This is a genomic window from Barnesiella propionica (assembly GCF_025567045.1).
Taxonomy (GTDB): domain Bacteria; phylum Bacteroidota; class Bacteroidia; order Bacteroidales; family Barnesiellaceae; genus Barnesiella_B; species Barnesiella_B propionica.
Window position 1 is genome coordinate 55625 of record NZ_JAOQJK010000004.1, and the last position, 13605, is coordinate 69229.

Genomic DNA, 13605 nt, shown 5'->3' on the forward strand with positions numbered 1-13605 from the left:
TATATTTATCTTTGTATTTATATAACGGAATAATTTTATATGAGCCAGTTTGCCGACGTAATTTTGCCATTGCCGCTTTATAAGTATTTTACTTACCGGATTCCGGACGATATGCGATCTTGTTTACAACAGGGGAGCCGGGTTGTGGTTCCTTTCGGCCGAAAAAAATATTATACGGCCATAGTGGCGTATCTGCACGATTTGGCTCCGGTTGGTTATGAAACAAAAGAAATTATTTCTTTGCTGGATGATAAACCGGTGTTGCGTCGGCCTCAGCTACGGTTCTGGGAATGGATTGCAGAATATTATCTCTGTTCGGTGGGAGATGTATATAAAGCCGCTCTTCCTTCGGGCTTGAAATTAGAGAGTGAAACTACAGTGACCTTGAATGGAGAATATGAAGAAAGTGAAGAAGTCCGGCTGAAAGACAGGGAGTTAATTTTGCTGGATACCTTGTCCCGGAATGGTAAGATGAGTCTTTCGGAACTGGAACGGGAAACCGGATTGAAAAATATTCTTCCGGTGGTCAGGGGGTTGTTGGAGAAAGAAGCTTTATTTGTTTCGGAACAAATCAAAAATAATTATAAGCCGAAAACCGAGGTTTATGTGCGTATGTCTTTTCCTCCCGAAGAGAAAGATTTACTGAAAGAGGTCTTTGATAAAGTGAAATCGGCAAAAAAACAGGAAGTGCTTTTACTTTCTTATCTGGATCTTTCTTGTTTTATGAGAAAGGGGATGTATCGTGAAGTGTCCCGGAAAGATTTGTTGGAGCGATCGGCTGTTTCCGTTTCCATATTGAACGCGATGATCGCGAAGGGTATATTTGTCAAGTATAAGAAAGAAGTCAGCCGTTTTGCCTCATTGTCGGTACGATTACAGGATATTGCTGAGTTGTCGGAGGTGCAAAAGCGAGCCTATGAACAGATAACGGATTCGTTCCGGACTCATGACGTCACACTGTTACATGGGGTTACATCCAGTGGTAAGACTGAAATATATATACATTTAATCAAACAGGTAGTGGATGCCGGACGACAAGTCTTGTACCTGGTACCTGAAATTGCATTGACGACTCAATTGACTACCCGTTTACAACGGGTTTTTGGAGATAAACTTATAATTTATCATTCGAAGTTTTCTGATAATGAGCGTGTCGAGATCTGGAATAATCTGCTGAACGAGAAAAAAACCGGAATTATTCTGGGTGTCCGCTCTTCTATATTTTTGCCTTTTAGGGATCTGGGGTTGGTTATCGTAGACGAAGAGCATGAGAATAGTTATAAGCAATATGATCCGGCTCCGCGTTATCATGCCCGTAATGCTGCTGTTGTTCTGGCATCTATGCATGGTGCCAAGACTTTATTGGGAACGGCTACTCCTTCTATCGAAACTTACTATAATGCCCGCCAAGGAAAGTATGGTTTGGTGGAGCTTCTTTCCCGTTTTGAAGAGTTAGAACTGCCTTTGGTCGAAATTGCCGATGTGAAAGAACTGAGGAGAAAACGAAGGATGAGCGGTAATTTCTCTCCAGTATTGATAGATAATGCATCTCAGGCTTTGAAACAGGGAGAACAGGTTATTTTATTTCAAAACCGACGCGGATTTGCTCCTTTGGTTGAATGTAAAGAATGTGCCTGGATTCCGAAGTGCGAACATTGTGACGTAAGCCTTACTTATCATAAAAGGTTTAATCAGCTTACTTGCCATTATTGCGGTTATACGTATGAGATACCCCGCGTTTGTCCGGCATGCGGTCAGCCGACTATAGAAATAAAAGGTTATGGGACGGAACGTATAGAGGAAGATGTACAGGAATATTTTCCCGGATATGAAGCTGCCCGCATGGATCTGGATACGACTCGTTCCCGAAATTCTTACGAACAGATTATTTCGGATTTTGAACAACAAAAAACCAGGATACTGGTAGGGACACAAATGGTAACTAAAGGATTGGATTTCGATCATGTGAGCGTAGTAGGTATCCTGAATGCGGATACTATGATGAATTATCCGGATTTTCGAGCTCATGAAAGGGCTTATCAAATGATGGCACAGGTGGCGGGACGTGCGGGTCGGAAAAATCACAGGGGAACAGTCGTATTGCAGACATCGGAACCAAATCATCCGTTAATACGGCAGGTCATGGATAATGATTATGAGGGGATGTATAAAACACAGTTGTCGGAGCGGAAGCAATTTTCTTATCCTCCTTTCTTTCGGTTGATCTATATTTATATGAAACACAAGGATGAACAAATACTGAATAGTCTTTCAATCCAGTATGCCCGGACTCTTCGAGAGGTATTTGGAGAACGTGTACTGGGACCAGATAACCCTCCTGTGGCCCGTGTGCAATCTTTGTATATCCGTAAAATAGTTTTAAAGGTGGAAGTGAACGCTTCCATGATAAGAGTGAAAGAGATATTAAGGAAAGTATATGAGAATATGCTTACGGACGGGCGCTTTAAATCTCTTATCTTATATTATGATGTAGATCCTATGTAAAAGGAATGATATAAGAATAAGATATAAAAATGCGCTGCTTTTTCAGGCAGCACATTTTTAATATACGGTTTGTTTATTTAGATTTAATATGCGAACATAGGGTATTGGTTCATAGTTGTGTTTACTTTATCGCGTACGGATTTGATGATACTTTCGTTTTCAACATGATGTAAAACCGTGTCTATCATTTCCACGATATCGCCCATCAGTTCTTCTTTTGCTCCGCGGGTAGTTATGGCAGGTGTTCCCAGACGTATTCCGGAAGTCTGGAAAGGAGAGCGACTGTCGAAAGGCACCATGTTCTTATTTGCCGTAATATCGGCCAGTACGAGGGCTTTCTCTGCAACTTTACCTGTAAGATCCGGCAACTTAGTTCGGAGATCGACCAAAATACAATGGTTGTCGGTTCCGTTGGAAACGACTTTATAACCTTTGTCCATCAGTGCTTTTGCCATAGCGGCTGCATTTTTCTTAACTCGCTTTTGGTATTCTTTATATTCCGGTTGTAAAGCTTCTCCGAAAGCTACTGCTTTAGCTGCTATCACATGTTCGAGGGGACCTCCCTGTACACCCGGGAATACGGCAGAATCGAGCAGAGCCGACATCTTTTTGATTTCTCCTTTGGGAGTGGTTTTTCCCCAGGGATTTTCGAAATCTTTGCCCAGTAAAATGATACCTCCGCGCGGTCCTCTTAGTGTTTTATGTGTAGTAGAAGTAACGATATGAGCGTATTTAAGCGGATTTTCCAACTCTCCCGCCGCAATAAGCCCGGCCGGATGTGCCATATCTACCATAAATATAGCGCCTATCTCGTCTGCAATTTTACGCATACGGGCATAATCCCATTCACGTGAATAAGCAGAAGCTCCTCCTATAAGTAATTTAGGATGTTCCCGCAAAGCTACTTCTTCCATCATATCGTAGTCGATATAGCCGGTATCTTCTTTTACGCTATATTCCAGAGGATGGAAAACCAGTCCGGAAAAGTTTACAGGAGAACCGTGAGAGAGATGGCCTCCATGGGAAAGGTTGAGTCCGAGGAACTTATCTCCCGGATTGAGTACAGCCATGAATACGGCCATATTAGCCTGAGCACCAGAGTGGGGTTGTACGTTTGCCCATTCGGCCCCAAATATTTTTTTTAACCGATCAATCGCTATTTGTTCGGCTTCATCTACTACTTCACAGCCACCGTAATAACGTTTACCCGGATAACCTTCGGCATATTTATTGGTAAGGCAGGAGCCCATAGCCTGCATGACCTGTTCACTGACGAAGTTTTCCGATGCGATCAGTTCGATGCCTTTTTTCTGTCTTTGATGTTCTCTTTCGATGATGTCGAAAATTGCATTATCTCTCTTCATTGTAATAATGTATTTAGTGTATGAATCTATTACCAAAAAAAACCTACCGATATATTTAGTTCGTTAGTCGAGCGTTCAAGTGTGGCTGTAACGGGTGTATAACTGATGTCGGACGGAGTGAGTGTATATGTATTGTTCTTGAAAGATGTACAACATATTTCATATCTGAAATCGATATATAACCTTCCGATGGTTGTACTAACGCCCGCTACGCCGTATATAGCGTAATTTTTGTCGTCATTCATATATTCCAGTCCAAAACGGGGGGACTGGGTATTTTTGCAGTGGTTCGAAAAAATATATTTTACTTTCGGGCCGATAAAAAAATTTAACAGATAAGGAGACGATTTCACTATATTGAAACCATATAACAACGGTATATTTATAGATTGAGAATGCTCTCTTATTTGTAATAATTGTTTTTGAGGAATCTCCATTTCCGGGAAAAAATCGGAAGGATCAAGTTGTATGGAGGTACGGGAGGTCATATAGGAAACTTCAAGCTGGATGAAATTCCGTTTGAAATTATATCTGGAAAAAATGGAACCGACAAATCCCAACTGAGAGTTTGCCTGGGGTTTTGTTTCGGTCTCTCCGCCGATTTTGTAATCCAGAATGTTCAAGAATGCTCCGTTGCCTCCGGCACGAATTCCCCAATTGAACTTCTTATTGATGTTCAGGTCTTTTAATTTAAACTGTGCTTGTGATAACGTGGAAGTTAAAGCCAGTATAATTAAGAATACCAGGATTCTTTTCATGTTTTTTTGTTCTTTTTTTGAACCGACCATCCGAATTTTCCGATCTCGTTCCCCAGTTCATGATAGTGACCGTGCGAATATACCAATAAATTGGCTTTCTCCATATTGAAAGCTCCCGTTTCTTTGTCGATGAAGCGCTCGTCCGCTAAAACATTCACTACGTCCGAGATGAACATGTCATGAGATCCCAATCCTATAATTTCCCTTACTTTACATTCTATGCATAAAGGGGATTCCTCGATATACGGAGCTTTGACTATAGTCGAAGTTCCCGGAGTCAGTCCCATTTCTTCGAATTTACGATGATCTTTTCCCGACCTTACCCCACACCAGTCTGTCGCGAAGGCCATATCTTTTGTCGTGAGATTAATGACGAATTCCATATTATCCCGGATAACAGGATAAGAATGCCGTTCGGGTCTGACCGAGATATAACACATGGGAGGGTTTGTACAGATAGTTCCTACCCAGCTTACGGTAAGCAGGTTATATTCTTCCGGTTTATTCCCGCAGCTGATAAGCACAGCCGGCAGAGGGTATATCATCGTTCCCGGTTTCCAGTTTAGTTTCATTTCAATTCTGTTTCTGGTTAGCAGATTTCTATTTCGTCTTTAGTTACGGTTCGTTCGCAATACTGGCATTTTATGGCTATGTTTTTTTTATCTACGACATGGAAAATTGTGCTCATCGGTTCGTTGTTAGTTATACATTTGGGATTATTACAGCGAACGATATCGTAAATAACATCGGGCAGTTCTACCTGTCTTTTCTCCGTAACACGATAGTTCCGGATAATGTTTATTTTAGCATTCGGGGCAATAAGGGCGATTTTGTTCAGTTCTTCTTCTTTAAAAAATACATCCGCTACTTTAATGATCCCTTTTGTTCCTATTTTCTTGCTGGCCAGATTGTTTCCTATGGTTATGCTGTTGCTCAGCTTATCCAGTCCCAAGAGCGATACTACTTTGAAAAGTTGGCTTGAAGGTATATGATCTATCACGGTTCCGTTCTCGAGGGCTGCGACTTCCAGTTCTTTTTTTTCGACATTCATGATTTCGAATTTTTCGGTGAATTAAATTTCGATACCTAATACTTTGCAAATAATGGCCTGACGGGCATATAAACCGTTCCTGGCCTGTTCGAAATAATATGCTTTAGGATTATTATCCACATCGTAGGATATTTCATTGACCCTGGGTAACGGATGGAGAATGCGCAGGTTGTTTTTGCTGCCGTCAAGCATTTCGTTATGCAGGGTATATACGTTTTTGACTTTCTCATATTCCATGAGATCGGTGAACCGTTCCCGTTGGACACGTGTCATATATAATATATCGGCATGGTTGATTACCTCTTCCGAAAAATCGCTGTGTTCCTCGTACGGAATATGATTTTTTTCACAGAATAGTTTGTATTCTACCGGCATTTTCAGCTCATCGGGAGCGACGAAATGGAACGTGGGACTGAAGTGAGACATAGCCATGAGCAGGGAATGTACGGTACGCCCGTATTTCAAATCGCCTACCATCGTGATGTTCAGATTTTCCAGTGTTCCCTGTGTTTTATAAATGGAATAAAGATCCAGCATGGTTTGTGACGGATGCTGGTTGGCTCCGTCTCCGGCATTGATCACCGGTACCGATGAAATTTCCGAGGCATAACGGGCAGCCCCTTCCAGATAATGGCGCATAATGATGAGATCTACATAATTGTTTACCATCATAATGGTGTCTTTGAGCGTCTCTCCTTTTGAAGAGCTGGTGGTGGAAGCATCGGAAAAACCTATGATTCTACCGCCTAAACGGTTCACCGCCGTTTCGAAACTGAGCCGTGTGCGGGTGGACGGCTCGAAGAAAAGGGTTGCGATTACTTTTCCTTCCAGAACTTTCCGGTCGGGATTTTCTTCAAAACGCCTGGTTTTTTCCAGCAGGTCCAGGATCTCTTCTTTTGAAAAGTCTGTAATAGATACTAAACTTTCTTGTTTCATCGGTTAAGAGCGTAATGGGTTATAATATGTTTTTATATACAAAAAAGCCAATCCGACTTTAGAGGGCGAACTGGCCTTTTTGACGATATCTTATCGGCAATTGAATGCTTTGGTCTCGAAAAGAGAGCCTGTATTTCAGTAGCTTGTATGTGTTTACAAACAATTTCATAACGAATACAAATGTACAAAAAAAAGTCCATTTCAAAATAAATCTACTTAAAAAATATTGTTATATTATTTGCCCGTAAAAGGTATCGAATATATTTTGTACCTTTGTTTTATTAAATGTGCGGTCCGGCCATCAGGATGCTTACTGTGCGGATATAAATGAAATAACGGGCACGTATTATAGGTGACGACATGAAAAAGAAGAACAATAAGAAATTGAATACGACGTATGTGATACGTTTTTTATGGGGAGGCTTCATTTTCGGTGTGCTTGCTCTTGTCATATTGTTTTCAATGATAGGCAACGGGTACATCGGATATATGCCGCCTATCGAAGATCTGGAAAACCCGAAAGATAAGTACGCTTCTGAAATCTATTCGGAAGATATGCAGGTTCTGAGCCGTTTTTACCAGAGTAAGAATAATCGTGTATATGTGGGTTATAAAGAGATTTCGCCTTATTTGGTGCAGGCTCTTATTGCTACGGAAGATGCCCGCTTTACCGAGCATTCGGGTATTGACGTAAAAGCATTATTCCGGGCGATCATCAAGAGGGGCTTGTTCTTGCAGAAAAGTGCGGGAGGAGGAAGTACCATCACCCAGCAATTGGCAAAGCTGTATTTCTCTCCGAGTGCCGATAATGTTCTGGAACGGTTGTTTCAAAAGCCTATTGAGTGGGTAATAGCCGTACAGCTGGAACGTTGTTATACCAAGGAAGAGATATTGAATATGTATCTTAATCAGTTCGATTTCCTGAATAATGCAGTGGGAATACAGTCTGCTGCCGGTATTTATTTCGGAACTACTCCCGATAAACTGAAGATAGAAGAGGCAGCCACATTGATAGGAATGTGTAAAAATCCTTCCTATTATAATCCGGTACGGCATAACGAACGTTCACGAGGACGGCGCAATACGGTACTTAACCAGATGTATAAAGCCGATTATATTACGGCTGCCGAAAGAGACTCTTTGAAAAATCTTCCGCTAAAACTTAAGTTTAGCCGCGTGGATCATAAAGAAGGACTGGCTCCCTATTTTCGTGAACAATTACGTCTGATGATGACGGCGCGTAAGCCGGTACGGTCCGATTATCGCGGATGGGAACAGCAGAAGTTCGTAGATGATTCTATTGCTTGGGAGACTAATCCGTTATATGGCTGGTGTGAAAAAAACCGGAAGGCCGATGGTTCCAAATATAATATTTATACCGACGGTCTGAAGATCTATACGACTATAGATTCCCGTATGCAAAGATATGCCGAAGAAGCAGTAAGAGAGCATTTAGGCGGATACTTACAGCCTCGGTTCTTTTCCGAGAAGAAAGGGCGAAGTTACGGTCCGTTTTCCCGGAGCATATCGGAAAAAGACAGGGCTGCTATATTAGAAAGAGCTATGAAGCAAAGCGACCGTTACAGGAGTATGCAAAACGACGGTTATTCGGAAAGTGAAATACGAAAAGCATTCAATACTCCTGTGGAGATGCAACTTTTTTCATATAATGGAATGATCGATACGATTATGACTCCTATGGACTCTATTCGTTACCAGAAGTCTTTCCTGCGTACCGGTTTTATGTCTATGGATCCTCATAACGGACATGTGAAAGCCTACGTAGGAGGTATAGATTTTGCACATTTCCAATATAATATGGTATCTCAGGGACGCCGTCAGGTAGGTTCTACCGTAAAACCGTTCCTTTACACATTGGCAATGGAAGAAGGATTTTCTCCCTGCGATATGGAGTTGAATGCCCAACCGACGCTAATGGATGAAAGCGGAAGACCCTGGTCTCCCAGAAATTCATCGAAAGCCAGAGCCGGGGAAATGGTGACGCTAAGATGGGGACTGGCCAATTCTAATAACTGGATTTCCGCACGAGTGATGAGCCGTTTATCCCCTACAAGCCTGGTCCGCCTGATGCATTCGTTCGGTATCAAGAATCATATAGATCCTGTTATCTCATTGTGCCTGGGACCGTCTGAAGTTTCGGTCGAGGAGATGGTTACGGCTTATTCGGCTTTTTCAAACAAAGGAGTAAGAGTAGATCCGTTGTTCGTCACCCGCATAGAAGATAACCATGGAAATGTGATATCTGAATTTACTCCTGTTTATACCGAAGTATTCAGTGAGGCTGCCTATTATAAGATATTACCTATGTTGCGGGATGTTATTGACAGGGGAACGGGCGGACGTATACGTTTCCGTTATGGAATTACAGCTCCTATGGGTGGGAAAACAGGTACGACCAATAATAATTCAGACGGATGGTTCATGGCCTTTACGCCCAGTCTTGTTTCCGGTGTATGGGTAGGGGGTGAAGACCGTTCTATACATTTCGACGGAATGGGTGACGGGCAGGGAGCCAGCATGGCATTACCCATATACGGGTTATATATGCAAAAGGTATATGGAGATAAGAAGTTGGGTTATTCTCAGGACGAGAATTTTGTGATTCCTCCGGAATATGCAGATCCTTGTAGCGGAGGAGGAATGGACGACAAGTATGAGGAATATGAGCCCCAAGGTATAGAGGGAATATTCGAATAGATATAGTGCTTATGTATTAAGGTTTTAATAGATGTATATATCCCGGAAAGAAAAAATTTCCGGGATATATTTTATTGCCAGTATAGCATAGATATAATAACCGGAACAGAAAAATCGACGATGATCCCGTGAAATACCGATACGATGACAAAGTCTTCTCCAACAGAAGAAGCGATGACGGGGAGAGTGGTGTCTAATGATGTTGCGCCAGCTGCCGAAATAGGAGCGAGTTTACCGCAAAAACGGGCGAGGAACGGAATGGTCAATAAAGCCAGCAGTTCTCTGGCGAGATTGCTGATAAGTGCCATCATTCCTATATCACTTCCTGCGAGTTTATCCAGAAATATAGCCGATAAGCTGTAATATCCGAACCCCGAACCTATGGCAATGGTTTCGCGCAAATCGGTATTGGGAAGTACGATAGAAACCGCACCCGAAAAAAGAATAGTACCGGCAATTGTCGCCAAGGGTATAAGAAGTATTTTTGCTTTGTATTTTTTCCAGGGACGTATCAGGCTCTTGATATCGAATCCTAATCCTATTCCTACAAAGAACATCATGATATATAAAATGTATAAACTATAATCGTGCTGGTTTGTCCATTCCGGTAGCCACCGAAAGTATGAGGCGGTCACACCTGCCAGAAAACAAGCGAGAATAATGAGGCTGTTCTTCATGGCCGGTTGTGTTTATTAAATAATGTGCGGAATAACAACCATGCGAGAAGTACGCTACCCGTGGTACTGGCTACGGCGATAATAATAGCTTGCAAACCCAGTCCTCCCAGATTATGTATGATCTCCTTGTTATTTCCTATGGAGATTCCCATAAAGAACAATAAAAGGAAAATAATATATAAGGTGATTCTCCCTATGACGGGTTGAATTTTTTTTTGTGAGCGTAACGCATAACCGATACATATACCGATTATCATGACTCCCATGACTCCGAACATATGTGATGCAGATAATGAAAATAATGAGGTTTTGAAATTAACTTAAATCAGGTCGTTTTTAATATTGACTTTTTCTTCTATTTTCTTAAACTCTTTGCTGTCGATAAATTCGGTGAGAAAGGCTGCATGTTTCTTGTTATGCATATCCGAACCCAGAAAATCGATATAACCTTTTTCTAAGAGCCATTCGGCCATACCTTTTACCGCCTTGTTGTAATATCCGCCGATAGAAAGCAGATTGACCTGAAACAAGCAGCCCTGGTTGTGCAGGTCGTCATATATTTTTTTATTCCCGAAATAATAAGAGTATCTTTCGGGGTGTGCCAGGATCGGTTGGTAACCTTTTAACTGTAACTGAAAGATGAGATCGTTCAGTTGGTAAAAAGGCTGTAGGAATGAGTTCTCGATAAGTACGTAGTTATTGGGAAAAGGGATGATTTCGCCTTTGCGGACTATTTCCATAAAATTTTCGTCCATGCGGTATTCAGCTGAATAATGTATATCCATTTTCATGCCTTCCTTATCCATTGCCTCTCTCAGTTTACGATAAGCGTTTTCTATCGTTTCGGCAGTATTTTCAAAAGTTGCTTCTGTTATGTGAGGAGTGGCAATCACGCGGGTAATACCCCATTTTTGTAAATTGCGTATTAATTCCAGTGATGTTTCGACGTCAGGAGAACCGTCATCTATACCGGGCAGGATATGTAAATGCATATCGGTAGTATAGAATAATTTACTTCTATTTTCTTCCTTTTTCTTAAATAATCCAAACATGCTTTGAGATTTATGTATTTAAATGTCCCCTATTACTAATATACTTTATTGAACAAAAATACTGATTTATTTTGAAAATCATATAAAAATAATTTATATTTGTATTTCTATTATAACGGATTCGCAAGGTCTTTTGTTTACAATTTAAACTAAATCGATTAACTATGGCTAAGAAATTGAAAATTCGTGATTTAACGCTTCGCGACGGGCAACAATCACTGTTTGCTACAAGACTCACTCAGGAACAGGTAAACCGGGTGCTTCCTTATTATAAAAAGGCCGGATTTTACGCTATGGAAGTTTGGGGCGGTGCTGTACCCGATTCTGTCATGCGTTACTTAAATGAAAGTCCTTGGGACCGGTTGAAAAGTATAAGTGATGCCGTAGAAGGCGCTTCCTATCTGACGGCTCTTTCCAGAGGCCGGAATTTATTCGGTTATGCGCCTTATCCCGATTCCATTCTTGAAGGTTTCTACCTGGAAGCGATTAAGAACGGTTTAGGAATTATGCGTATTTTCGATGCTCTTAATGACCTTAACAATGTAAAATCATCTATTGAAAAAATTAATGCGGCAGGCGGAATTTCCGATGGTGCCGTTTGTTATACGGTAGATCCTCATTATGAGGTTTCGTTTAGCGATAAACTCAAATCTTTTTTCGGCGGTCCTAAAACTCCGAAACCTATATTTACCGATGATTATTTTGTAAATAAGGCTAAGGGACTTGAGAAACTGGGCGCAAAAATGGTAACTTTGAAGGATATGGCCGGATTGGTAACTCCTTCCAGAGTAGCCAGCTTGATGCCTAAATTGAAGTCTGCACTTTCTGTTCCTGTTGATTTCCATACACATTGTACGCCCGGTTATGGATTGGCGTCTTCTTTAATGGCTGTTATACATGGTGTCGATATTCTTGATACGAATATTTGGTATTTCGGAGGGGGTTCTGCCGCGCCGGCTATCGAATTGCTTTATGTATTCTGTACAAAGTTAGGTGTGGAAATGGATGTGGATATGGAAGTCGTAGGCAATATCCGTAAAGAACTGGAAGGTATCCGTAAGGAACTGTCTGCTTATGATTTGGTAAAGAGTTTCCCGAAAGCATTCGATCCGTTGCAAGATACTTTGCCCGCCGAAATAGACAAACAATTCGATATAGCTATTGAAGCTGCCAAACAAAATAAAGAACAGGAGTTGCTGGATGCCTGTCATGCCATAGAAGAATATTTTAATTTCCCGAAACCGAATTTGCTGGTTAAAGAAGCTGAAGTTCCCGGAGGTATGTATTCCAATATGGTGGCCCAGTTAAAATCATTACAGGCAGAACATGTTTTGGACGATGCCATGAAATTGATTCCTAAAGTTCGCATGGACGCCGGACTTGTGCCTTTGGTAACGCCTACCAGCCAGATCGTAGGAAGTCAGGCTGTAAGTTGTGCGCTGGACAAATTGAAAGGTAATCCTGAATATACGACTGTTTCCAATCAGTTTATAGCGCTTGTAAAAGGAGAATATGGTGAGACTCCGGTTCCTATCGATCCGGCTTTCAGGGAAAAGATTACGGGCAGCCGTCAGGAAAAACCGTATGACATGTCCTCTTACAAAGCTCCGGAAAATCCTGTATTACCTGAATATGGAGGTGTGAAATTAGCGGAGAATGAACAGGAATATTTGCTACTTGAACTGTTTCCGAATGTTGCCACTACTTTCCTGAAAGGTCAAAAAGCAGCGAAATATAAAGCTGTCGAACCCGAAAAGAAAGCAGAAGAAGCACCGGTAGCTGATGAAGTTCCTGTTGCGGAAGATCCTGTTACCGGATCGGTAATCGATGCTCCTATGAGCGGAAAAGTTGTCGAAATACATGTAAAGGAAGGAGACGAGATCAAGAAAGGCGATGTCGTTATCGTATACGAAGCCATGAAAATGGAAAATGATATATCTTCGCCGATGGCCGGAAAAGTCAAACGTATATTTGTACATGTGAACGATATTGTAATGGCGAATGCTCCATTGATTGAATTTGAAGAATAATATATTTGGAACCGGTTATCACAAAGGCTTTTAATTATGCGATTTGTAAAAAGAAGATAAAAAACTTTCGTATTTCAAAAGTTATCAATACATTTGCAAGCCATTACGAATTTCACGCTACCAACGTGAGTAGAAATTAAAAATAAATTTTAAAGACGATATAATAATGAAAAAAGGACTGCATCCTGATAACTACCGTCCCGTAGTATTCAAAGACATGTCGAACGAAGATGTTTTTATTACCCGTTCTACAGTTGCTGCAAAAGAAACAATTGAAATTGATGGTGTTACTTATCCTTTGGTAAAGCTTGAAATCACCAATACTTCACATCCGTTCTTTACCGGTAAACAGAAATTGGTGGATACCGCAGGTCGTGTGGATAAATTCATGAGCCGTTATGGTGACCGTATGAAAAAGAAATAAACATAAAAGAGAGAGAGGGTATATCCTTCGGGTACTGTCTCTCAAACTTAGATGTTAAATAATAACGTCATAAATTCTCTAAATAATGAG

At 41.2% G+C, this 13605-nt stretch carries 12 protein-coding genes; 4 read left to right on the plus strand and 8 right to left on the minus strand.

The window, feature by feature from the left end; genetic code table 11:
• Positions 1-39 precede the first annotated feature (39 nt).
• The gene (gene priA, locus OCV73_RS06625; RefSeq protein WP_147550607.1) at positions 40-2505 is read left to right on the plus strand and encodes a replication restart helicase PriA; all 2466 of its coding nucleotides are present in this window, start codon (positions 40-42) and stop codon (positions 2503-2505) included.
• Positions 2506-2588: 83 nt separating this feature from the next.
• Here the strand turns inward: priA and glyA are convergent, their stop codons facing one another.
• From glyA to pyrB, 5 genes are read right to left on the minus strand one after another with little or no spacing between them, the layout of a single operon-like run.
• Positions 2589-3869 (minus strand): serine hydroxymethyltransferase, encoded by a 1281-nt coding sequence (gene glyA / locus OCV73_RS06630; protein ID WP_147550609.1) that lies wholly within the window; start codon positions 3867-3869, stop codon positions 2589-2591.
• A 29-nt stretch (positions 3870-3898) separates the two neighbouring features.
• Complete coding sequence (locus OCV73_RS06635; RefSeq protein WP_167551226.1) at positions 3899-4627, minus strand: porin family protein; 729 nt, start codon at positions 4625-4627, stop codon at positions 3899-3901.
• Positions 4624-5199 (minus strand): flavin reductase family protein, encoded by a 576-nt coding sequence (locus OCV73_RS06640; protein ID WP_147550613.1) that lies wholly within the window; start codon positions 5197-5199, stop codon positions 4624-4626. The genes OCV73_RS06635 and OCV73_RS06640 overlap by 4 nt, the downstream gene beginning before the upstream one ends.
• A 17-nt stretch (positions 5200-5216) precedes the next feature.
• Entirely contained in the window at positions 5217-5678 is a 462-nt protein-coding gene (gene pyrI / locus OCV73_RS06645) for an aspartate carbamoyltransferase regulatory subunit (protein ID WP_147550615.1), read from the minus strand.
• Positions 5679-5699: 21 nt separating this feature from the next.
• Positions 5700-6614, minus strand: coding sequence for an aspartate carbamoyltransferase (pyrB, locus tag OCV73_RS06650; protein ID WP_147550617.1), 915 nt, complete (start codon positions 6612-6614; stop codon positions 5700-5702).
• A 360-nt stretch (positions 6615-6974) separates the two neighbouring features.
• On the opposite strand from pyrB, the gene OCV73_RS06655 reads away from it, so the two are divergent.
• The gene (locus OCV73_RS06655; protein WP_147550619.1) at positions 6975-9332 is read left to right on the plus strand and encodes a transglycosylase domain-containing protein; all 2358 of its coding nucleotides are present in this window, start codon (positions 6975-6977) and stop codon (positions 9330-9332) included.
• A gap of 71 nt (positions 9333-9403) precedes the next feature.
• On the opposite strand, the gene OCV73_RS06660 is transcribed toward OCV73_RS06655, so the two are convergent.
• From OCV73_RS06660 to OCV73_RS06670, 3 genes are read right to left on the minus strand one after another with little or no spacing between them, the layout of a single operon-like run.
• Positions 9404-10009, minus strand: a complete 606-nt coding sequence (locus tag OCV73_RS06660; RefSeq protein ID WP_147550621.1) for a lysine exporter LysO family protein — start codon at positions 10007-10009, stop codon at positions 9404-9406.
• Positions 10006-10275: a lysine exporter LysO family protein gene (locus tag OCV73_RS06665; protein ID WP_262512899.1), complete on the minus strand. Its 270-nt coding sequence runs from the start codon at positions 10273-10275 to the stop codon at positions 10006-10008. The genes OCV73_RS06660 and OCV73_RS06665 overlap by 4 nt, the downstream gene beginning before the upstream one ends.
• Before the next feature lie 54 nt (positions 10276-10329).
• Entirely contained in the window at positions 10330-11061 is a 732-nt protein-coding gene (locus tag OCV73_RS06670) for a tyrosine-protein phosphatase (protein WP_147550625.1), read from the minus strand.
• Positions 11062-11225: 164 nt separating this feature from the next.
• On the opposite strand from OCV73_RS06670, the gene OCV73_RS06675 reads away from it, so the two are divergent.
• Entirely contained in the window at positions 11226-13091 is a 1866-nt protein-coding gene (locus OCV73_RS06675; protein WP_147550627.1) for a biotin/lipoyl-containing protein, read from the plus strand.
• 166 nt (positions 13092-13257) lie between these two features.
• Entirely contained in the window at positions 13258-13515 is a 258-nt protein-coding gene (locus OCV73_RS06680; RefSeq protein ID WP_147550629.1) for a type B 50S ribosomal protein L31, read from the plus strand.
• Positions 13516-13605: the final 90 nt, after the last annotated feature.